At 74.3% G+C, this 19594-nt stretch carries 17 protein-coding genes and 1 pseudogene; 10 read left to right on the top strand and 8 right to left on the bottom strand.

What is annotated here, in order from left to right; translation table 11 throughout:
* Positions 1 to 16 precede the first annotated feature (16 nt).
* The 5 genes from ACF073_RS38865 (at position 17) to ACF073_RS38885 (ending at position 6651) form a co-directional block, all read left to right on the top strand.
* Complete coding sequence (locus ACF073_RS38865; protein WP_392076250.1) at positions 17 to 1033, top strand: asparaginase; 1017 nt, start codon at positions 17 to 19, stop codon at positions 1031 to 1033.
* A 178-nt stretch (positions 1034 to 1211) separates the two neighbouring features.
* Positions 1212 to 2621, top strand: a complete 1410-nt coding sequence (aspA, locus tag ACF073_RS38870; RefSeq protein WP_392076231.1) for an aspartate ammonia-lyase — start codon at positions 1212 to 1214, stop codon at positions 2619 to 2621.
* A gap of 50 nt (positions 2622 to 2671) precedes the next feature.
* Complete coding sequence (locus ACF073_RS38875) at positions 2672 to 3610, top strand: glutaminase (protein WP_392076232.1); 939 nt, start codon at positions 2672 to 2674, stop codon at positions 3608 to 3610.
* 228 nt (positions 3611 to 3838) lie between these two features.
* Positions 3839 to 5233, top strand: coding sequence for a polyprenol phosphomannose-dependent alpha 1,6 mannosyltransferase MptB (gene mptB / locus ACF073_RS38880; RefSeq protein WP_392076233.1), 1395 nt, complete (start codon positions 3839 to 3841; stop codon positions 5231 to 5233).
* Positions 5230 to 6651: a glycosyltransferase 87 family protein gene (locus ACF073_RS38885; protein ID WP_392076234.1), complete on the top strand. Its 1422-nt coding sequence runs from the start codon at positions 5230 to 5232 to the stop codon at positions 6649 to 6651. Before mptB ends, ACF073_RS38885 begins: the two co-directional genes overlap by 4 nt.
* Positions 6652 to 6710: 59 nt before the next feature.
* On the opposite strand, the pseudogene ACF073_RS38890 reads toward ACF073_RS38885, so the two are convergent.
* Together ACF073_RS38890 and rho are read right to left on the bottom strand one after the other, a co-directional pair.
* A pseudogene (locus ACF073_RS38890) lies at positions 6711 to 7544 on the bottom strand (D-alanyl-D-alanine carboxypeptidase family protein); the annotation flags it as partial.
* A 101-nt stretch (positions 7545 to 7645) separates the two neighbouring features.
* Positions 7646 to 8791, bottom strand: coding sequence for a transcription termination factor Rho (gene rho, locus ACF073_RS38895; RefSeq protein WP_392076235.1), 1146 nt, complete (start codon positions 8789 to 8791; stop codon positions 7646 to 7648).
* Between the two features lie 441 nt (positions 8792 to 9232).
* On the opposite strand from rho, the gene ACF073_RS38900 reads away from it, so the two are divergent.
* The 4 genes from ACF073_RS38900 to ACF073_RS38915 all read left to right on the top strand — a co-directional run bounded on the left by ACF073_RS38900 (position 9233) and on the right by ACF073_RS38915 (position 12894).
* Positions 9233 to 10486, top strand: a complete 1254-nt coding sequence (locus ACF073_RS38900; RefSeq protein WP_392076236.1) for a cytochrome P450 — start codon at positions 9233 to 9235, stop codon at positions 10484 to 10486.
* 105 nt (positions 10487 to 10591) lie between these two features.
* Positions 10592 to 11476 carry a hypothetical protein gene (locus ACF073_RS38905; RefSeq protein ID WP_392076237.1) on the top strand — a complete coding sequence of 295 codons (885 nt, stop codon included), beginning with the start codon at positions 10592 to 10594 and terminating at the stop codon, positions 11474 to 11476.
* Positions 11477 to 11562: 86 nt separating this feature from the next.
* On the top strand, positions 11563 to 12033 hold the full coding sequence (locus tag ACF073_RS38910; RefSeq protein WP_392076238.1) for a hypothetical protein: 471 nt from the start codon (positions 11563 to 11565) through the stop codon (positions 12031 to 12033).
* 87 nt (positions 12034 to 12120) lie between these two features.
* Entirely contained in the window at positions 12121 to 12894 is a 774-nt protein-coding gene (locus tag ACF073_RS38915; RefSeq protein ID WP_392076239.1) for a class I SAM-dependent methyltransferase, read from the top strand.
* Here the strand turns inward: ACF073_RS38915 and ACF073_RS38920 are convergent.
* The 6 genes from ACF073_RS38920 to ACF073_RS38945 form a co-directional block, all read right to left on the bottom strand.
* Entirely contained in the window at positions 12864 to 13613 is a 750-nt protein-coding gene (locus ACF073_RS38920) for a GntR family transcriptional regulator (RefSeq protein ID WP_392076240.1), read from the bottom strand. The two genes, ACF073_RS38915 and ACF073_RS38920, sit on opposite strands and share 31 nt — an antisense overlap.
* 154 nt (positions 13614 to 13767) lie before the next feature.
* A complete protein-coding gene (locus ACF073_RS38925; RefSeq protein ID WP_392076241.1) occupies positions 13768 to 14958 on the bottom strand; it encodes a serine hydrolase domain-containing protein in 1191 nt (396 codons plus the stop codon).
* A gap of 123 nt (positions 14959 to 15081) precedes the next feature.
* Complete coding sequence (locus ACF073_RS38930; protein WP_392076242.1) at positions 15082 to 16050, bottom strand: acetylxylan esterase; 969 nt, start codon at positions 16048 to 16050, stop codon at positions 15082 to 15084.
* Positions 16051 to 16124: 74 nt separating this feature from the next.
* Positions 16125 to 16709 (bottom strand): hypothetical protein, encoded by a 585-nt coding sequence (locus tag ACF073_RS38935; RefSeq protein WP_392076243.1) that lies wholly within the window; start codon positions 16707 to 16709, stop codon positions 16125 to 16127.
* Between the two features lie 219 nt (positions 16710 to 16928).
* Complete coding sequence (locus tag ACF073_RS38940) at positions 16929 to 17684, bottom strand: ferredoxin reductase (RefSeq protein WP_392076245.1); 756 nt, start codon at positions 17682 to 17684, stop codon at positions 16929 to 16931.
* On the bottom strand, positions 17677 to 18282 hold the full coding sequence (locus ACF073_RS38945) for a sulfite oxidase-like oxidoreductase (protein ID WP_392076247.1): 606 nt from the start codon (positions 18280 to 18282) through the stop codon (positions 17677 to 17679). Before ACF073_RS38945 ends, ACF073_RS38940 begins: the two co-directional genes overlap by 8 nt.
* 214 nt (positions 18283 to 18496) lie before the next feature.
* Here ACF073_RS38945 and ACF073_RS38950 point away from each other — a divergent pair, with 214 nt between their 5' ends.
* Positions 18497 to 19264, top strand: coding sequence for a GNAT family N-acetyltransferase (locus ACF073_RS38950; RefSeq protein ID WP_392076248.1), 768 nt, complete (start codon positions 18497 to 18499; stop codon positions 19262 to 19264).
* Positions 19265 to 19594 lie beyond the last annotated feature (330 nt).

Below are 19594 nucleotides of genomic sequence, written 5' to 3' on the forward strand. Positions count from 1 at the left end.
CATGATTCAGGCAGTGATGTACAGCAGTTCCCCCGCCGACGCACCCGTCGTCCGCGAACCCCTCCACGCTCCCGTCGCCCACCTCGTCCGCGGCGGGGTCGTCGAGGGCATCCACTACGGTTCCGTCGTCGTCCTCGGCGCCGACGGCCGGGTGACGTTCCAGCTCGGCGACATCGAGGCGGCCTTCTACCCGCGCTCCGCCGTGAAGCCCCTCCAGGCCGTGGCCATGCTGCGGGCCGGGCTGCCGCTCGACGGCGAACTGCTGTCGCTGGCCGCCGCGAGCCACTCCGGCGAGGAACGCCATCTCGCCGGCACCCGGCGCATCCTCGCACTCGCCGGCCTCGCCGAGACCGATCTGCGCAACGTGCCCGACATGCCGTACGACCCGGCCGTCCGGGACAGCTGGGTCCGCGAGGGCCGGCTGCCCGACCGCCTCGCCCAGAACTGCTCCGGCAAGCACGCCGCCATGCTCTGGACCGCCCGGCTCAACGGCTGGTCCCTCGACGACTACCTCGACCCGGCGCACCCGCTCCAGCGGGCCGTCGCCGAGACCGTCGAGGAGCTGACCGGCCAGCGCGTCGCCCGGGTCACCGTGGACGGCTGCGGCGCCCCGCTGTTCTCCATCTCCCTGCACGGACTCGCCCGCGCCCTCGCCCGGATCACCTCTGCGGCGCCGGGCACCCCCGAGGCCCGGGTCGCCGACGCGATGCGCGAGCACGCCGAGATGGCCTCCGGCTCCGCACGGGACGTCGCCGCGCTCATGCGTGCCGTGCCCGGACTGCTCGCGAAGGACGGCTTCGAGGGCGTCCAGGTGGCCGCGCTGCCCGACGGCCGCGCCATCGCCGTCAAGATCGCCGACGGCGCGAACCGGGCGCGCGTCCCCGTGGCCGCCGCCGCCCTGGCGCGCTCCGGAGTCGACCCGGCGCTGCTCACCGCGTTCGCGGGGGAGCCGCTGCTCGGCGGCGGGGAGCCGGTGGGACGCGTACAGCCCGTACGCGCGCTGGACCCGGTTCCGCTCGCCGCCTGCGGATAGCGCTCGCCGGCGCCGCCCCGACCCTCCGGGCAACCGCGGGTCACCGTCGGCCCCGCGCGGCGCCGCCACCGCCGGGACGACCGGCGCAGGCGCCGCCGCGTCCGCGGCTGTTCCGCGGCTCCCCGCGCCCCTCGCGGGGCGCTCCCCTCCTCCGCACCTCAGAAAGAGGCCCACCGTCATGACCGCCGCCACCCGCAGCGAACACGACCTGCTCGGCGACCGCGACGTCCCCGCCGACGCGTACTGGGGCATCCACACCCTGCGCGCCACCGAGAACTTCCCCATCACCGGCACCCCGATCTCCGCCTACCCGCACCTGATCGACGCGCTGGCCGCCGTCAAGGAGGCCGCCGCCCTCGCCAACGAGGAGCTCGGTCTGCTGGCGCCCGCGAAGGCCGCCGCGATCGTCGCGGCCTGCCGTGAGATCCGGGACGGCAAGCTGCACGACCAGTTCGTCGTGGACGTCATCCAGGGCGGTGCCGGCACGTCCACCAACATGAACGCCAACGAGGTCGTGGCGAACCGCGCGCTGGAACTGCTCGGCCACGCCAAGGGGCAGTACACACATCTGCATCCCAATGAAGACGTCAACCTGGGCCAGTCAACCAATGACGTCTACCCGACCGCAGTCAAGACAGCGACGGTGTTCGCGGTACATGGACTGCTCAAGGCGATGTCTGTACTGCAGGACGCCTTCGCCCGTAAGGCCGTCGAGTTCCGTGACGTGCTCAAGATGGGCCGTACACAGTTGCAGGATGCGGTACCGATGACGCTCGGTCAGGAGTTCTCCGCGTTCGCCGTCATGATCGAGGAGGACCGCAGCCGTCTCGCCGAGGCCGTCGAGCTGATCCAGGAGATCAACCTCGGCGCCACGGCCATCGGTACCGGCCTCAACGCACCCGCCGGCTACGCCGAGGCCGCCCGCCGCCACCTCTCCGCCATCACCGGCCTCCCGCTGGTCACCGCCGCCAACCTGGTCGAGGCCACGCAGGACTGCGGTGCCTTCGTCCAGATGTCCGGCGTCCTCAAGCGGATCGCGGTCAAGCTCTCCAAGAGCTGCAACGACCTGCGCCTGCTGTCCTCCGGACCGCGCGCGGGCCTCGGCGAGATCAACCTGCCGCCGGTGCAGGCCGGCTCGTCGATCATGCCGGGCAAGGTCAACCCGGTCATCCCCGAGGTGGTCAACCAGGTCGCCTTCGAGGTGATCGGCAACGACGTCGCCATCACCATGGCCGCCGAGGCCGGGCAGCTCCAGCTCAACGCCTTCGAGCCGATCATCCTGCACTCCCTGTCGGAGTCGATCACCCATCTGCAGAGCGCCTGCCGCGTCCTGGCCGAGCGCTGCGTCCTGGGCATCACCGCCAACACCGAGCGGCTGCGCGCGACCGTCGAGAACTCCATCGGCCTGGTCACCGCGCTCAACCCGCACATCGGCTACACGGCGGCGACCGACATCGCCAAGGAGGCCCTCGCCACGGGGCGCGGCGTGGCCGAGCTGGTACTGGAGAAGGGCCTGCTGCCGGCCGAGCGGCTGGCCGGCCTGCTGCGCCCCGAGATCCTCGCTGGCAGCGGCGCACCAACCGCCTGACCTGCGCAGACACCGACACGATTACGCTCCGGGATGGACCGGTAGGCACAATGGTGACCATGACAATGACGTCGTCCCTCACCTTCCTGCCGGTCCTGGAGCGCATAGCCGAGGAGATCACCCGCACCCCGGGACGCGGCCGTGCCGCCGACTACATCCCGGCCCTGGCCGCCTGTGACCCGCGCAGCTTCGGCATGGCCGTCGCCGAGCTGGACGGCACGGTGTACGGGGTGGGGGAGTGGCGGCAGCCGTTCTCCACGCAGTCGATCACCAAGGTATTCACGCTCGCCCTCGACCTGGCCCGGGAGGGCGACGAACTCTGGGAGCACGTGGGCCGCGAGCCCTCCGGCAACCCCTTCAACTCCCTGGTCCAGCTGGAGTACGAGCACGGCATCCCGCGGAATCCTTTCATCAACGCGGGCGCCCTCGTCGTCACGGACCGCCTGCAGACCCGTACCGGGGACGCGGCCGGCGAACTGCTGGCCTTCCTGCGGGCCGAGAGCGGCAACCCGGACCTGGGTTTCGACGAGGAGGTCGCCGCCTCCGAGACCGCCCACGGCGACCGCAACGCCGCCCTCGCCCACTTCATGGCGTCCTACGGGAACATCGACAACGAGGTGCCGGTCCTCCTCGACCAGTACTTCCGGCAGTGCTCCATCGCCGCCTCCTGCGCCGACCTGGCCCTGGCCACCGGCTTCCTGGCCCGGCACGGCATCCGCGCCGACGGCGGCCGGCTGCTCAGCCGCAGCCAGGCCAAACAGGTCAACGCGGTCATGCTGACCTGCGGTACCTACGACGCGGCCGGCGACTTCGCCTACCGTGTCGGGCTGCCCGGCAAGAGCGGTGTCGGCGGCGGGATCATCGCCGTCGTACCGGGCCGCTGCACCCTGTGCGTGTGGAGCCCGGGCCTCGACGAGCGCGGCAACTCGGTGGCGGGTGTCGCCGCCCTCGACCGGTTCACCACGCTGACCGGCCTCTCCGTGTTCTGACCGGCGGCCGGCCTCTCCGTGTTCTGACCGGCGGCCTGCCTCTCCGTGTTCTGACCGGCGGACCCGGACCGGACCCCGGCGCCCCGAGAACCCCGGAACCACCGGGAGGCCGTCCGGCCCCTCGGAAGCCGTCGGGCCTCACACGCCGGTCATGTACGGGCCGCCCGCAGGTGAGGGGAGCGTCGCCTTCCGGCCACTCGGCGTTGACACGCTGAGCCAGTGTTGGCCATGGCATTCCCCGTCGATCTCCGCCGCTGCCAGGTGCTGGGCCTGGCCGGAACCGCCTTCCTCGCGCTCGGCGGTGAGTCGGCCGGCGCCCTGCCCGTCCAAGAGCTGCTGGCGCCCGCCTCGGTGCGGGCGGCGCTCGGCCTGGTCGGGGTCTATTTCGGCGTCGTCCTGCTGATCGCGGCCTGGGTGCTCCTCGGCCGTCTGGTGCGCGGCCCCCGGCCGCCCACCCCGCGCGCCCTGCTGCTCGTGCTGGCCGTCTGGACGGCGCCGCTGCTGCTCGCGCCGCCGCTGTTCAGCCGGGACGTCTACAGCTATCTCGCACAGGGCGCCATGGTCGACGCGCACATGGACGTGTACGCCCAGGGCCCGGCCCAGCTCGGCGGCCCGCTCGCCGACGAGGTCGCCCCGATGTGGCAGCACACCGGCGCCCCCTACGGCCCGGCCTTCCTCGGCCTGGCCTCGGCGCTGTCCGGAGCGACCCGGGGCGAACTGCCCGCCGGCCTGCTGGGCATGCGCCTGGTCGCCCTGCTCGGCGTGGCCCTCATGGCGGTGGCACTGCCCCGCCTGGCCCGGCACAGCGGCTCCGACCCGGCCGCCGCGCTGTGGCTCGGCGCCCTCAACCCGCTCGTGCTGCTGCACCTGGTCGCGGGCGCCCACAACGACGCCCTGATGCTGGGCCTGCTCGGTCTCGGTCTGGTGGCCGCACGGGGGCGCCGGCCCGCCGTCGGCGCCGTCCTCGTCACCCTCGCCGCCCTGGTCAAGGCGCCGGCGGCGCTCGGCCTGCTGGCCGTGCTCGCCCTCCAGGTGCGCGCCGGCCGCCGGCCGCTGCCGGCGGCCCTGACCACGGTCGCCGCCTCCGCCGCGACCACGGTCGCCGCCACGGCCGTCGCGGGCACGGGCTACGGCTGGATCGGCGCCCTCGACACACCGGTCTCCTCGCACAACTGGGCGCTCACCAGCCTGCTCGGCCGCGCCACCGGCGCCCTGCTCACCCACCTCGGCAGCGGTCTCGCCCCGCTCGCGGTCCCGGCCTGGCACCTGCTGGGACTGGCCGCCACCGCCGTGGCCGTCCTGCTGATATGGCTCCGGCTGCGCCCCCGGCCGGTGTACGCGCTGGGCCTGAGCCTGCTCGCGGTCGCCGTCTTCGGGCCGGCGATCCGGCCCTGGTACGTGCTGTGGGGCCTGTTCCTCATCGCCGCCGCCGCGCCCAGCACCTCGGTGCGCCACCGGGTGGCCGCCCTGGCGGGGGTGCTCGCCCTCGCCGTGCTGCCCAGCGGCGGCCCCGCCGACCTGGGGCAGCTGGTGCTGGCGGTCTCCGGCGGCGTCCTCGGCGTGGTCGTGCTCTGGCAGGCCCACCAGGCGGCGCAGGCCCCCCTCCCGGGACGCACCGCATGACCGGGCCGTGGGGAAGGCCCGGGCTGCCCGGGCGGCTGGCCCCGCTGGGACCGCGCGGCGACCGGGGCCGGCTGCTGCTGGTCCTGTGCCTGGTGGCCGCGGTGACCGTGTTCACGGCCACGGTGCCGCTGCTGCGCGGCTTCTTCGACCTGCGGGTGTACTACGGCGCCGTGCACACCTGGGCGCACCACGGCGGCCGGATCTACGACTACCGGGTGCCGGGCACCGCGTACGGCTTCACCTATCCGCCGTTCGCCGCGCTCGCCATGCTGCCCCTGGCCCTGCTGGGCCGGACCGTGGCGACCGCCGGGTCCCTGCTGCTGAACCTGGCCGCGCTCGCGGCGGTGCTGCGGATCCTGGCCGGGCCGCACTGGCGGCGCCACGGCTGGTACCGGTGGGCGCTGGTCCTGTGCCTGCTCGCGCTGTTCGAACCGCTGCGGGACACCTTCAGCTTCGGCCAGGTGAACGTGGCTCTGCTCGCCCTCGTACTCGCCGACTGCCGGCTGCTGGCGACCGGCAGGGGCCGCTGGGCCGGCATCGGGACCGGGCTTGCCGCGGCCGTGAAGCTGACGCCCGCCCTGTTCATCGGACTGCTGCTGCTCGCCGGGCGGCGGCGCGCGGCCGGCGTCGCCACGGCCGTGGCCCTCGCCGCGACCGCGCTGGCGGCCTGGGCGGACCCGGCCGCCTCCCGCTTCTACTGGACCGAGGCGCTCTGGGACACCGGCCGGGTGGGCCGCCTCGACTACGTGTCGAACCAGTCGCTGCAAGGTGTGCTGGCCCGCCTCGGCGAGCCGGGCCGCCCGCTGTGGGCGACGGCGGTGCTGCTGACGCTCTGCGTGTGGGCCTGGCGCGGCCGCCGGGCGGTCGCGGCCGGCGACTGGACGGCGGCGTTCGCGCTCACCGGTGCGACGGCCTGCCTGGTCAGCCCGATCACGTGGGTGCACCACCTGGTGTGGCTGCTGCCGTCCTTCGCGGTGCTGGCGCGCGCCGGGCACCTGCGGATCGCGGGCGCCCTCTACGCGGTGCTGTGCACCAGCGTGGTGTGGCTGTGGTTCGACGACGCCTCAGGGCTCGACGGGTTCGTCGGCAGCAACCTCTACACGTGGATCTCGCTGGGCCTGCTGCTCCGGCTGCCCGTGGGTCAGCCGCGGGCAGCCCGGTTGCCCTTGGCCCGCAGCGCCAGCGCCACGACCCCGGCGCCCAGCCCGGAGAGCCCCGCGACGAGCGCGGTGCCGGACCAGACCGAGTCGTCGTCCGGCGCCGGAGACCCGGCCGCCGCCACCGGTGCGACGGACGGCGTCACCGCCGGGCGCAGCCCGTCGAGCGAGCCGACCGGGTCGACGCCGCCGGCCGCGGCGAAGCCCCAGTCGAGCAGGGCGCGGGCCTCCTCGTACACGGTGAGACCGCCCTCGGCCTGAGGGTTCAGCACGCTCACCACGAGGGTGCGCCCGTCCCGGCGGGCCGCGGCGACCAAGGTGTTCCCGGCGTTGCTGGTGTAGCCGTTCTTGATGCCGATGAGCCCGGGGTACGGCGCCACGCCGTCCTCGCCGGTCAGCAGCCGGTTGGTGTTCTCGATGGGGAACGACGACCCCTCACCGGGGAAGCGGGCCTGGGCGGTGGCGCAGTACCGGGCGAAGTCGGGGTTGCGCAGGCCGGCGCGGCCGAACAGTGCCAGGTCGAAGGCGGAGGAGACCTGGCCGGGGCTGTCGTAGCCGTCCGGGGAGACCACATGGGTGTCGAGGGCGCCGAGCGAGCGGGCCTTGTCCTGCATGCGCGCGGCCGTCGCAGCCCAGCCGCCGCCCAGCGTGGCGAGTACGTGCACGGCGTCGTTGCCCGAGCTGAGGAAGACCCCGCGCCACAGGTCGGCCACCTGGTAGGTGTGCCCCTCCTCGACGCCGACCAGGCTGCTGCCCTCGCCGACGTCCGCCAGTTCCCCGTACCGCACGGTGTGCTGCAGCCCGCTGGGCAGCACCGGCAGCACGGTGAGCGCGAACAGGGTCTTCAGGGTGCTCGCGGGCGGCAGTTCGCGGTGCGCGTCGCTCGCGGCCAGCACTTCCCCGCTGCCGGCGTCGGCGACCAGCCACGAGAGCGCCGAGACCTCCGGCAGCGCGGGTGTGCCCCGGTGCGGCCGGACCTGTGTGCCGGAGTGGTAGAGCAGGGACGGATCGGGCGTCGCCGCCCGGGGGCGGGGCGGGGCGGGTTCCCCGGCCCGGGGCCCGGCGGCGGCAGCGGCCGGCGTGCACACCAGCAGGCCCGCCACACAGAGGGAGCAGGCCGACACAACCGCGCGGTAAGAGAATCCGGTGACCATGTGATCAACGTACGAATATGGTCCGCGTGCAGCACACCGCCCGGGCCGTTCGGGTGGCCGCGCAACCCGTATGCCGCACGCGGACGTCCGCCGGCCCGGTGTCAGCCGGCCGGCAGGGTGGGCCGGATCTGCCGCAGGAAGGCGGCGTTGTCGGGTGTGCCGCGCAGCCGCTCCAGCAGGGTCTCCAGGGCGGAGGGGCCGGTCTCCCGGGAGCGCAGGGCGCGGCGCAGGCCCTGTGTGGCGCTCAACTCGGCCGGGGTGAGCAGGAGTTCCTCGCGCCGGGTGCCGCTGGCGTCGATGTCAACGGCGGGGAAGACGCGCCGGCCGGCGAGTTCCCGGTCGAGGCGCAGTTCCATGTTGCCCGTGCTCTTCAGCTCCTCGAAGAAGTAGCCGTCGGCACGGGAGCCGGTGTCCACCAGGGCCGTGGCCAGGATGGTGAGCGAGCCGCCCTCCTCGGCCTGCCGGGCGGCGCCGAAGAACCGCTTGGGGCCGAGCAGCGCACCCGCGTCGACACCGCCGCTCAGGGTACGGCCGCCGGCGGCGGAGGCGTTGTTGTGGGCGCGGCACAGCCGGGTCAGCGAGTCCAGCAGGACGACGACGTCCTCGCCGGCCTCCACGAGGCGCTTGGCCCGCTCCACCACCAGTTCGGCGAGGGCGATGTGCTCCTTGGCGGACCGGTCGAAGGTGGAGGCGTACACCTCGCCGCGCACCGAGCGGCGCATCTCGGTGACCTCCTCGGGACGCTCGTCCAGCAGGAGGACCATCAGCCGGCACTCGGGGTGATTGCCGGCCACGGCGGCGGACAGCTGCTGGAGCAGCACGGTCTTGCCGGTCTTCGGCGGGGCCACGAGGAGTCCGCGCTGGCCCTTGCCGACGGGCGCGAGCAGATCGGTGACGCGTCCGGCGAGTCCGGAGGCGGGGTGTTCGAGGCGGATGCGCCGGTGCGGGTGGAGCGGGGTGAGGTCGCGGAAGTGCCGCCGGGTGTGCAGTTCGCCGGGCACGCGTCCGTTGACGCGCGCCACCTCGGTCAGGTCGCGCTGCGCGCCCCGGACGCCCTCGACCAGGTCGCCCTTGCGCAGTCCGTGGCGGCGGATCAGCGCCGACGGGACCTGCGGATCGGCGGGGGAGGGGAGGAGGCTCGCGGCCCTCAGCCGCCCCTTGCCGTGTGCGTCGATGTCGAGGACGCCGGTGACGAGCGGGGCGGGGGCCTGCCGGGTCTCGGGAGGGTGTTCGAGTGTGGTGGTCATGTGAGGGAAGTCCTTTCGCGGACGGAAGAGAGGAAGGCAGGGGGAGATGCCGCGAGCGGGAGGCGTGCACGAGGGCCTCGGGGCGGCGGAACGGCACCTCGGGTACGGCGGAGAAAGGGCCGGTCACGAGGTGGTGCCGAGAAGCTGACGCGCCGGAGGACGGCGAGCGGATCAGCGTGCGGAGGAGGAACTGGCACCGGCGCCCACTGTGGGGCGTACACAAGTGCTGACGGAACCGTACCACTGGATCCGGTTCCGTGTCCGTGAACCTCACAACAAACCACCGGAGGGGCCTATTCCCGGACGGCGGGACCGGCCGGAGAAGCGGATCCGCCCGACCCTCTTCCGGTGCGGCCTCCCGGCCGGCGCGGACACCCCGCCGGAATCCCCCGTACGGGCCTACCATCGATCGTCCTGTCAGGGTGACGTCAGGAGAATCCGGTGGAGAACGCGTCTTCCCGCACCCCGTACCGCCTGGACCCCGCCGGCGGCTGCCCGCACGCCCTCAACGCGCGGCTGCTGGCCGAGGGAGCCGTGGCGCCGGTCGAACTGCCCGGCGGCATCGAGGGCATGGTCGTACTCGGGCACGAGGCACTGAGGGAGTTCCTGCAGCACCCGGAAGTCGCCAAGAACGCCCGCCACTTCACGGCCCTGCGCGAGGGGAGAGTAGCCGCGGGCTGGCCGCTGCTGACCTTCGCCACCGTGCCGGGCATGACCACGGCCGACGGGGACGACCACCGGCGCCTGCGCTCCCTGGCCGCCCGCGCCTTCACGCCCCGCCGGGTGGCGGAACTGCGGCCGCGCGTCGAGGAGTTGACCGATTCCCTGCTCGACGCGCTCGCGGACGCCGCCGCCGCTGACGGGGTCGCCGATCTGCGCCGGCACTTCGCTCTGCCGCTGCCGATGGGCGTGATCGGCGAACTCCTCGGCGTGGACGTCGAGTTCCAGGACCGGCTGCACCGCCTCGGGGACCTGGTCGTGGCCACCGACACCGCTCCCGCCGAGGCCATCGCCGCCAACCGCGAACTCGTCGCCGTCCTCGGGGAGATCGCCGCCGCCAAGGCCGCCGACCCCGGTGACGACCTCACCAGCGCGCTCATCGCCGCCCGGGACGAGGGCGGCGACCGGCTCAGTCAGGAGGAACTCATCGGCACCCTGCTGCTGATGGTCATCGCCGGGCACGAGACCACCCTCAACCTGATCACCAACGCGGTGCGCGCCCTGTGCGCCCACCCCGCCCAGCTCGCCCTGGTGCGCGCGGGCGAGGCCGGCTGGGCGGATGTCGTGGAGGAGACCCTGCGCTGGGACGCGCCGGTCAGCTACTTCCCGTTCCGCTATCCCGTACGGGACCTCACCCTCGCCGGCACGCTCATCCCCGCGGGCACGCCCGTGCTCGCCGGCTATTCCGCGGCCGGCCGTGACCCGGCGGCGCACGGCCCGGACGCCGACCGCTTCGACCTCGCCCCCGCCGCCCGGGACGGAGCCGTACGGCATCTGTCCCTCGGCCACGGTGCCCACTACTGCCTGGGCGCACCACTGGCCCGGCTGGAGGCCGCGGTCGCGCTGGAGCGGCTGTTCGGGCGCTTTCCACAGCTCCAACTGGCGGTGTCCGAGGACGACTTGACGCCCCATGCCGGGTTCGTCGGCAACAGCGTACGCAGCCTGCCGGTACGCCTCACGCCGCCCGCGAGCTGAGCCGCGCGCCGGTCGCGGCGTCAGGCATGCGGAGCAGATGTCCGCAGACCATAACGATCCCGGACGTCGCGGGACTTGACCGCCAACGTGTAATATCTTCGCGGCATGTCCACGCCACCGCAGTCCCCGCAGCCGGCCGACCAGCCGCCGCAGCAGCCCGCACAGCAGCCGTCCGTACCGCCGCAGCCGACGGCCTACCCTTACCCCAACCCGCAGTCGCCCCCGCCGGGCGCGTTCTACGCCCAGCCCACACTGGTCGGCCAGCCCGCGCCGGGGCAGCCCATGCCGGGCCAGCCGCAGCCGGGGAACCCCTATGTCCAGCCGCTCCCGTACGGGCCCATGCCACCCGCTCCGAACGCCGGTGGGGCGGGCCGGGCGGTGCTGTGGGCCGTCGTCGGCGCGGTCGTGGCCTCCGCCGCGTGGGCGGCCGGTGTCTTCCTCATCGGCGGCAAGAGCGACAGCGCGGACCTGCGCGGCTACTCGGCGCCGTCCGACATGTGCACCAGCGCCGACTACTCCTCCTTCAAGGACGAGTACACCGAGAACGACTCCTCGCCGACCCACACCTCGCTCAAGGACACGGCGCTGGACGAGAGCTATTGCAGCCTGAACCTGAAGAAGACCGGCTCGTCGTACGCGGACGCCTATCTGACCCTGCAGCTGGACCTGCACAGGAAGACCGACCCCGGGCCCGAGTTCACCGCCACCTGGAAGAACTACGGGGAGAGCCACGAGGGGTACGACGTCGACCCGGTCGAGGGCATCGGCGACGAGGCCTATCTGGTGAGCCACGACACCACTAGCGGCTCCTCCTCCAGCGGCTCCCGGTACGCCATGCTCGCCATCCGTGACGGCTGGACGACGTACACGATGAGCTACAGCGCCTACCTCAGCTCGTACGACCAGGACAAGAACCCGCCCGCCCTCACCGATGTGTCCGACTGGCTCAAGACCGACGCCAAGGCCACCCTGAAGCAGCTCCGGGACTGACGCGCCACGCCCGGACGGTCGCCCGTCGGAGTGGTGATGCCTCGCGGGACGGGCCCTGACCGCGGGCGGTGCGGCACAGTGAGCGGGTGCCTCGCCGACTTCTTCCCCTGCTGGTGGCGGCGCTGATCAGCGCCGCTGGCTGCACCACCGTCAGCTCCGCGCCCGCACCCGGCCCCGCCCCGCGCTCGCCGGCCGCCGGCCCGGTGGTCCGGCCGACGGTCCTCCGGGCGCCGGTGAAAGAGCCGTCCGCGTACGCGGCGCTCGTCCGCACGGGCCGGGACCGTCCGGCCGGACCCGCTGAGCCGGCCGCGCCCGGGCGCGGCCGCCGGCCCGCCCCCGCGCTCGTGCCCCCCGCCCCGTCGCGGGCCGCGGCCCCCGCCGCCCCGCCGGTGCGGCACCCCCGCCCGGAGCGCCGCACGCCGGTACGGCGTCCGGCCCAGCGCCGCGGCCCGGCCGCGCGCCCGGCCGCCACCCTCACCATGCGCGACCTGTGCGGCCAGGCGGACGGCCTGGCGGCACCCGGCGTCGTGCAGCTCTGCCACGACGCCTTCGGCTGACTGGTCGCCGGGAGGGCGGTCATGCTGCCGGGAGGGCGGTCCGGCGCCGTGGCCGGCCGGGGGCGGGCACCGTCGTAGGCTGGCGCCATGTTCGGTCCAGAAGGCCCCACGCTCCGGGAACTCGCCGCGCAGGCGCTGTCGTCCGTCGAGCACGGTTACGACCTGCTCGCGCCGAAGTTCGACCACACCCCCTTCCGGACGCCCGACAGCGTGCTGGACTCCGTGGCCGAGGCGCTGGCGCCGCTCGGCCCGTTCACGGACGGGCTCGACCTGTGCTGCGGCACCGGCGCCGGGACGCGGCTGCTGACCGGACTGTGCGACCGCAGCGTCACCGGCGTCGACTTCAGCGCCGGCATGCTCGACGTCGCCCGGCGCCGGGTGCGCACCGCCGGACCGCCCGAGGTCGCCTGGGTGCGCGCGGACGCCCGCGCCCTGCCGCTGACCGCCGCCTTCGATCTCGTCGTCTCCTTCGGGGCCTTCGGCCACTTCCTGCCGCGCGAACTGCCGGGGCTCTTCGCCCAGGTCCGCTCGGTGCTGCGGCCGGGCGGCCGGTTCGCCTTCCCGGTGTTCGCCCCACCGCGCCCGGCGCACCCCGGCTTCTGGCTGCTGCACGGCTTCGACGCGGTGATGCGGGTGCGCAACGCGCTGTGGCGTCCGCCGTTCGTCATGTACTACCGGGCCCTGCGGCTCGGTGCCTTCCTGGGCGAGCTGGAGCGCGCGGGCTTCGAGGTCGAGCTGCGCGTCCTGCCCGAGTTCGGCCGGCGAGCCGACGGCACTCCGCGCGGCCGGCTGGTGGTGGCCCGCGGCACCGGCGCACTGGCCGCGCCCGGTCACCCCGCCGCGGGCAGCGTGAACTCGTAGACCAGCGCGTCCTGTTCGGCGTTCACCACCAGGTCGGTGATCTCCAGGGGGCGGGCGTACTGGTCGTGCACGCGCCGGGTCACCCGTACCGAGGAGGCGTCGCTGACCTGGGTGATGGAGTCCCGGTGGTGCAGGGTCAGGCCGGCCTTGCGCATCCAGTCGTAGGCCCGGAACAGCTGCGCGGGGGTGGCTCCGTCGGCGCGGTCCCGGTAGCGGGCCAGCTCCGTCACCTCGGCGAGCACCACCGCCGAGAACGATGTCACGGCCGTCCGCAGCGACCGGCCGTCCGCGGTCACCGACAGATAGCGGTGCACCAGCGTCGGCCGGTGCGGGGCGAGGCCCAGCGCCCGCGCATGCTCCGGCGGCGGTGTCTCCCAGGTCACCGTGGCCCGGTCGACCGCACACGGGACCGTCGGCCGGGCGCCCACCGGAAACGTCAGCGATTCCGGTGCCTCCACCGGCCGGCCGGGCAGCGTGGCATGGCTGCCCCGCCGGTCGGTGGCGACCAGACCGCCCCGGCGCAGCACCTCGAGCGCCTGCCGGACGGTCTCCCGGCTGACCCCGAACTGCGCGGCCAGATGCCGCTCACCCGGCAGCCGTTCCCCCGGCGGAATGGTGCCGTCGCGCAGTTCGTCGAGGAGCAGCGCCGCGATCCGCCCGTACAGGGGGCGCTCGTCGCTGGGTGAGGGATCCTGATCCTGTGGGGTGGTGCGGGCCATGCCGCGCCCTCCTGTCGGTGACAAAACGTAGTCGTGCGGGCTCGTTGCGCGACCACAATTAGCATTGGTCTAAACCACGAGGGAAGGGCGGTCTGCCGGTTCGACCGAAATCGATCCGGCGCGAGCGGCGGTCACCAGGCGCCGCCCGGCCTGCTCACAGGGCCCGGTAGACGGCGTCGACCAGCGCTGTTTTCCTTGGGTCGTCGGCGATGCGCGGCCCCATCCGGTTCATGACGTACCCCAGCGACACCCCCGTCTCCGGATCGGCCAGTCCACAGGAACCGCCGAATCCGTCATGGCCGAAAGCCCGTGGATTCGGACCGTACGACCGCTGCGGTCCGCTCAGCCACAGACCGAGCCCGATCTCGGTCTCGCCCTCGAAGCCCGCGCCGATGACCAGGTCGCGGCAGCTGCCCTGCCCCTCGCGCACCCGCTCCGCCGCCCGCGGCGACAGGATCCGCCGGCCGCCGTACGCGCCGCGCCCGGCGAAGACGCCGTACAGCGCCGCGACCGCCCGTGCGGTGCCGTGCCCATTGGCCGCCGGGATCTCCGCCGCCCGCCAGCCGGGGGTGTTCGCCTGCGCGGCCCCGACCATCGGGTTGGTCAGGGCGGCCACCGCGGCCGGCGCCGGCTGGCTGAAGACCGCCGCCTGTTCACCGCGCGAGGCGGCCGGCGCATGGACCAGGTCGGCCGCCCGGCCGGCGTCCCCGGCCGGCAGGCCGACCGTGAAGTCGATCCCGAGCGGTCCGGTCACCTCCCGCGCCAGGAAGGCGCCCGGCAGCAGCCCCGAGACCCGCCGTACGACCTCCCCGACCAGGAAGCCGTACGTCAGTGCGTGGTACCCGGACCGGGTGCCCGGCTCCCACCAGGGCGCCATGGCCGCGAGCCGCGCGGTGGTTAGCTCCCAGTCGTACAGCTCCTGGAGGGTGTGCGGCTCGCGGAGCCCGGAGAGTCCCGCGCGGTGCGACAGCAGATGCCGTACGAGCACCTTATCCTTGCCCTCGGCGGCGAACTCCGGCCAGTACGCGGCCACCGGCGCGTCGAAGTCGAGCAGCCCCCGGTCGGCGAGGATGTGCGCGCACAGGGCGACGGGCCCCTTGGTCGTCGACCACACGTTCACCACGGTGTCCCGCTCCCAGGGCCGCGCCCGCGCCGCGTCCGCCCAGCCGCCCCAGAGGTCCACCACCGTCTCCCCGGCGACGGTGACCGCCACCGCGGCGCCCAGCTCGCCCCGTTCGCGGAAGTTCTCCGTGAACGCCTCCCTTACCGCGGCGAACCGCTGATCGCAGTGCCCGTGGACCGGCGCGGGCGTTCCCGGTGTCTGCTGTGTCTCCTGCGCGGACATATGGCCTCCGTCGTCTCCGGCGCCCCGGGCCGCGCCACAGCGGCCCGGGCCCTGTGAACGTACCGACTGGTCGGACTGGACGGAAGGGCGGGCGCGGCCGGCGCCGCAGCGGCGCCCGGGGGCTCAGGCGTACGAGCGCAGCCAGCGCATCTTGGCGGCGTCGTGGAAGGGGCCGCCGCCCTCGTGGTCGTTGAAGTCGTAGACCTCGATCGCCTTGTCCGGGTGCGCCCACGCGTTGAACGCCGCGAACACGGTCGACGGCGGGCAGGTCTGGTCCTCCAGAGCCGCCGAGAACAGGGCTGGCGCACGGCCGCGCGCCGCGAAGTGGACCGCGTCGAAGTAGGACAGCGTGCGCAGCACCTCAGCCGCCCGCCCGCGGTGCGTCCTGAGGAACAAGCCGATCTCCCGGTACGGGTGACGGTCCGTCAGGGTGATCGCGCGCGGGAAGTCGCAGAGGAACGGCACGTCCGGCGCGACCGCCGCCAGGTCGGGGACGAGTCCGCCGACGGCCGTGGCGATACCGCCGCCCTGGCTCGCGCCGGTCGCCACGGTCCGCGCGGGGTCGGCCAGCGGGTGGGAGCGGGCCGCCTCGACCGCGCGCACGGCGTCGGTGAACACCCGGCGGTAGTAGTAGTTCTCGGGCGCGTCCACGCCGCGCGTCATGAATCCCGGGTACGCGGGCGCCGCGCCCACCGGGTCGGCCGTGCCGCCCCCGCCGCCCCAGGCGCTGCCCTGCCCGCGGGTGTCCATGGCGAAGTACGCCCGGCCCGTCGACGCCCACAGCAGGTGCTCGTGCGGCAGGCCGCGCCCGCCGCCGTAGCCGATGAACTCCACGACCAGCGGCAGCGGCTCGGTCGTCCCGGCGGGCAGCAGCAGCCAGCCCTTGACGGGGTGGCCGCCGAACCCGGCGAACGTCACGTCGTACACCTCGACCGTCGAAAGACCGGACTCCACCGGCTCGAAACGCGCGTCCAGCCGGTGCGCGCGGGCCTCCCGGAGCGTCTCGTCCCAGAAGGCGTCGAAGTCCTTTGGAGCGGTGGACTCGCTGCGGTAGGCGCGGAGTTCGGCGGGCGGCAGATCGAACAGAGCCATCGGCAACCGCCTTTGCGAAGGGAGGCCGTGTGGTGTCACGGTAGTAGGGTCCCGGTGATCGGGGCACCGTGCTCTCACATGTGCGGCTGATTCCAGCGCGGCCCCGTCCGGGCCCACTCCCGCTCCCACTCGGCCAGCCGGTGGCGCAGGGCGATCCGGCGCTCGATCGTACGGCCGAGGAACACCACCGCGGCCGTACCGGCCGCCGCGGCCAGCCCGACGGTCACCGCGTGCTGCCACAGCGCCACCGCGTTCGGCGGTGCCGCCACGCTGCGGCCCCGGGAGTCGAGCCACACCCCGACCCGCTCCCCGGCAGTGGTCCCCGCCGGCACCCGGACCCACGCCGTCCGCGCCCCCTTGCCCGGCTCGGTCCAGCGGACCTGGGCGAGATAGGGGTGCCGGCGCTCGCCCTCCACGGCGGACGGCCGGCCCGGCGGGTCGCTGAGCACGACGGCCCGCACCTCGTGGCGTGCGGCCCGCTGCGCCGCGGCCAGCGCGCGTGCCCGGTCATGGGCGTGCAGGCCGGCGGCCACTCCGACGAGGGGTGCCACCACGAACAGCAGGACGGTGACCATCAGCACCGTCCAGGCCTCCACGACGTCCGATCGGCGCCGCAGCGGATTGCGCCGCCAGCGCCAGCCACGCACCCGGGTACGCATGTCCGCCTCCTCGCCGCCGCCGGAGCCGGAGCGCCGGGAAAGCCGGCTTCGCCGGTCCACCGCCCCGCCGCTCACGCACACGGGTCTCCACACCCGTCTCGTACCCCGTACGGCGCACCTCGCGCATGCCGCGAACCGCGAGTTCCAGCCCACCTGGCGCGCGGCACATGCCATGCGCCCCACGATCGCGCGCCGGGGCCCGGCGCGCGACCCGGGCGCTCAGCCGAACCGCTCGATCCGGATCCGCTCCACCGGCTGGCCCGCCGCGACCAGCAGGCGGGACGCGTGCTCGGCGAAACCGTTGGACCCGCACACATAGGCCTCCCACCCACCGGCAGGGGCCTCGGCCAGGAGCGGCGCCACATGTGCGGCCGTCATACGTCCGACCGGCACCCCGGGCGGCGCGCTGCGGGTGAACACGGGCGTCGTCTCCGTGCCCAGTTCGGCGGAGTAGATCAGCTCCTCGGGGCCGCGCGCCGACACCAGCATCCGCAGCGGGACGGCGAGGTCCCGCGCCCGGTGGTGGCGCACCATGGCCATCAGCGGTACGACGCCGGAGCCCGCGCCGAGCAGCAGCGCGGGCCGGTCGCCCGGCCAGGCGAAGAAGCCGCTGACCGGACCGCGCACCTCGACCGTGTCACCGGGCCTCGCCACCGTGTGGAACCAGCCGGAGACCTCTCCGCCCGGCACCCGGTCCAGCGTCAGCTCGATGTGCCCGGAGTCGTCCGGCGCCGACGCGATCGAATAGTGGCGCTGCGCCACATAGCCGTCGCCGGCGGTCAGCCGCAGCTGCAGGTGCTGGCCCGGGAGGTGGCCCGCCCAGTCCGGCACCGCCAGACGGAACGTGGCGGTGTGCGGCGTCTCGGGGCGGATCTCCGTCAGGGTGGCGGTCTGCCACCGGGTTGCCGCCTGTCCGTCCACGGCGATCCGCCCGGGCACCGCGAACCGCTTGAGGGGATGCGTCGTCTCAGTCACCGGAGTACCGCTGCTCCTCCCAGGGGTTGCCGCGCGCGTGGTAGCCGTTGCGCTCCCAGAAGCCCGGCTCGTCGCGGTCCAGCAGCGTGATGCCCGCGATCCACTTGACGCTCTTCCAGAAGTAGAGGTGGGGCACCACCAGCCGTGCCGGGCCGCCGTGCTCGGGCGGCAGGGGCTCGCCGTCGTACTCCCAGACGATCCAGGCCCGCCCGCCGGCGAGGTCCGCGAGCGGCAGGTTGGCGGTGTAGCCGGTGTGGGAGTGGGCGAGGGCATGTGTGGCGGACCCATGGGGCCGGACCGTGGTGAGGAAGGCGTCCAGTGAGACGCCGCCGAACCGCACGCCGAACTTCGACCAGCCGGTCACACAGTGGATGTCGCCGTCGTACGCGGAAGCGGGCAGCGCGTGTGCGGCGTCCCAGTCCCAGGTGTGCGGCCGTTCGACCAGGCCGTCGATGCGGAAGGACCAGTCGGCGGCCGCGAGGTCGGGGGTGACCTCGGCGGACAGGACGGGCCAGTCCTCGCGCGCGTCGTACTGACCGGGCGGCAGTCCCGGGTTGTGGACGCGCGGGCGGCCCGTGAAGCCTCGCGTGACGTTCATGCTTCAACCGTACGGGGTCATTCCGGGTGCTCCGTCCCTGATGAGCACCCCATCGTTGCGGCTGTATGAACATCGCCCGGGGCCGGGAATACCGGAACGGCGCCGCTCCTTGCCGCTCGATGCAGGCTCCGGTGCGCCGGTGACGGCGCGAGAGAAGCGAGGAAACGAGGATGCCCCAGGCACACGCCCCCCGGATCGTGATCGAGGTGGCCGTATGACAGTCGTGAGCAGTCCGGGCGGTCCCGGCCCGGCCCCCGCGGGCGCACCGCACGTGCTCGACAATCCGGCCCTCGCCTCGCTGACCGGCCCGCACGCCCACTTCGCCGAACGGCGCGGCCGGGTGCTGCGCTACCCGGTCGACGTCTCGCCCTGGGTGGGCCTGCCCGGAGAACCGGACGCGGGGGACTGGGCGGACCTCGCCGCGCTGGCGGGTCCCGGCAACGTGGTCCCGCTGCCCGGCTTCCGCGGTGAGATCCCGGAGGGCTGGGAGATCACCTTCCGGCTCGAAGGCGTGCAGTTCGTGGACGACGGCCTCGCCGCGGCGCCGGACGCGGAGGCCGTCCGCCTCGGCCCGGCGGACGTACCCGAGATGCTCGACCTGGTGGCGCGCACCGAGCCGGGACCGTTCCTGCCGCGCACGGTCGAGCTCGGCACCTACCTCGGCATCCGCCGCGAAGGCGCGCTGATCGCCATGGCGGGGGAGCGGCTGCACCCGCCGGGCTGGACCGAGATCAGCGCGGTCTGCACCGACCCCGCCTTCCGCGGCGAGGGCCTGGCCACGCGTCTGATCCTCGCCGTCGCGCACGGCATCCGGGAGCGCGGCGAGACACCGTTCCTGCACACCGGCGCCGCGAACACGGGCGCCATCCGGCTGTACGAGTCCCTGGGCTTCCGGCTGCGCCGCCACACGGTGTTCCTGGAGGCCAGGGTCCCGGAACGGCTGCCGGACGACCGGGCGGCGGTGCCCGCGGCACAGGCGTAGGCCCGGGCGCCTGCCGGCCGCCGTCGGCCCGCCGTCGGGGGTGTTCCGTCCGGGGGGCGGGGGCTGTCCGTGGCCCCGCGCCCGGGGCCTGGCGGTCTCGAAGCCCGGACCCCGGACCCGGACCCGGAACCCGGCCCCGGAACCCGGCCCCGGAGCCCGGCCCCGGAGCCCGGCCCCGGACTCCGGAGCCCGCTGGCCCCCCGCCCGTAGGCAGCGCGCCCCGAGCCCCGCAGCCCCCTAGGTTCTGTCGTCAAATGTCACGCCCACATCAGGAGTGAGGCGAGGGTGACGGCTGCTTCGTAAGACTCAGTGGTCTTGTCGTACCTGGTA

Origin of the sequence: Streptomyces sp. NPDC015171 (assembly GCF_043079545.1) — a bacterium.
Taxonomy (GTDB): domain Bacteria; phylum Actinomycetota; class Actinomycetes; order Streptomycetales; family Streptomycetaceae; genus Streptomyces.

Coding starts and splice junctions, on each gene's coding strand:
- ACF073_RS38875 (WP_392076232.1), top strand. CDS start 2,672: ATGGTGACCATGACAATGACGTCGTCCCTCACCTTCCTGCCGGTCCTG.
- ACF073_RS38935 (WP_392076243.1), bottom strand. CDS start 16,709: ATGCGTACCCGGGTGCGTGGCTGGCGCTGGCGGCGCAATCCGCTGCGG.
- ACF073_RS38885 (WP_392076234.1), top strand. CDS start 5,230: ATGACCGGGCCGTGGGGAAGGCCCGGGCTGCCCGGGCGGCTGGCCCCG.
- ACF073_RS38920 (WP_392076240.1), bottom strand. CDS start 13,613: ATGGCCCGCACCACCCCACAGGATCAGGATCCCTCACCCAGCGACGAG.
- aspA (WP_392076231.1), top strand. CDS start 1,212: ATGACCGCCGCCACCCGCAGCGAACACGACCTGCTCGGCGACCGCGAC.
- ACF073_RS38905 (WP_392076237.1), top strand. CDS start 10,592: ATGTCCACGCCACCGCAGTCCCCGCAGCCGGCCGACCAGCCGCCGCAG.
- mptB (WP_392076233.1), top strand. CDS start 3,839: ATGGCATTCCCCGTCGATCTCCGCCGCTGCCAGGTGCTGGGCCTGGCC.
- ACF073_RS38930 (WP_392076242.1), bottom strand. CDS start 16,050: ATGGCTCTGTTCGATCTGCCGCCCGCCGAACTCCGCGCCTACCGCAGC.
- ACF073_RS38950 (WP_392076248.1), top strand. CDS start 18,497: ATGACAGTCGTGAGCAGTCCGGGCGGTCCCGGCCCGGCCCCCGCGGGC.
- ACF073_RS38865 (WP_392076250.1), top strand. CDS start 17: ATGTACAGCAGTTCCCCCGCCGACGCACCCGTCGTCCGCGAACCCCTC.
- ACF073_RS38925 (WP_392076241.1), bottom strand. CDS start 14,958: ATGTCCGCGCAGGAGACACAGCAGACACCGGGAACGCCCGCGCCGGTC.
- ACF073_RS38945 (WP_392076247.1), bottom strand. CDS start 18,282: ATGAACGTCACGCGAGGCTTCACGGGCCGCCCGCGCGTCCACAACCCG.
- rho (WP_392076235.1), bottom strand. CDS start 8,791: ATGACCACCACACTCGAACACCCTCCCGAGACCCGGCAGGCCCCCGCC.
- ACF073_RS38915 (WP_392076239.1), top strand. CDS start 12,121: ATGTTCGGTCCAGAAGGCCCCACGCTCCGGGAACTCGCCGCGCAGGCG.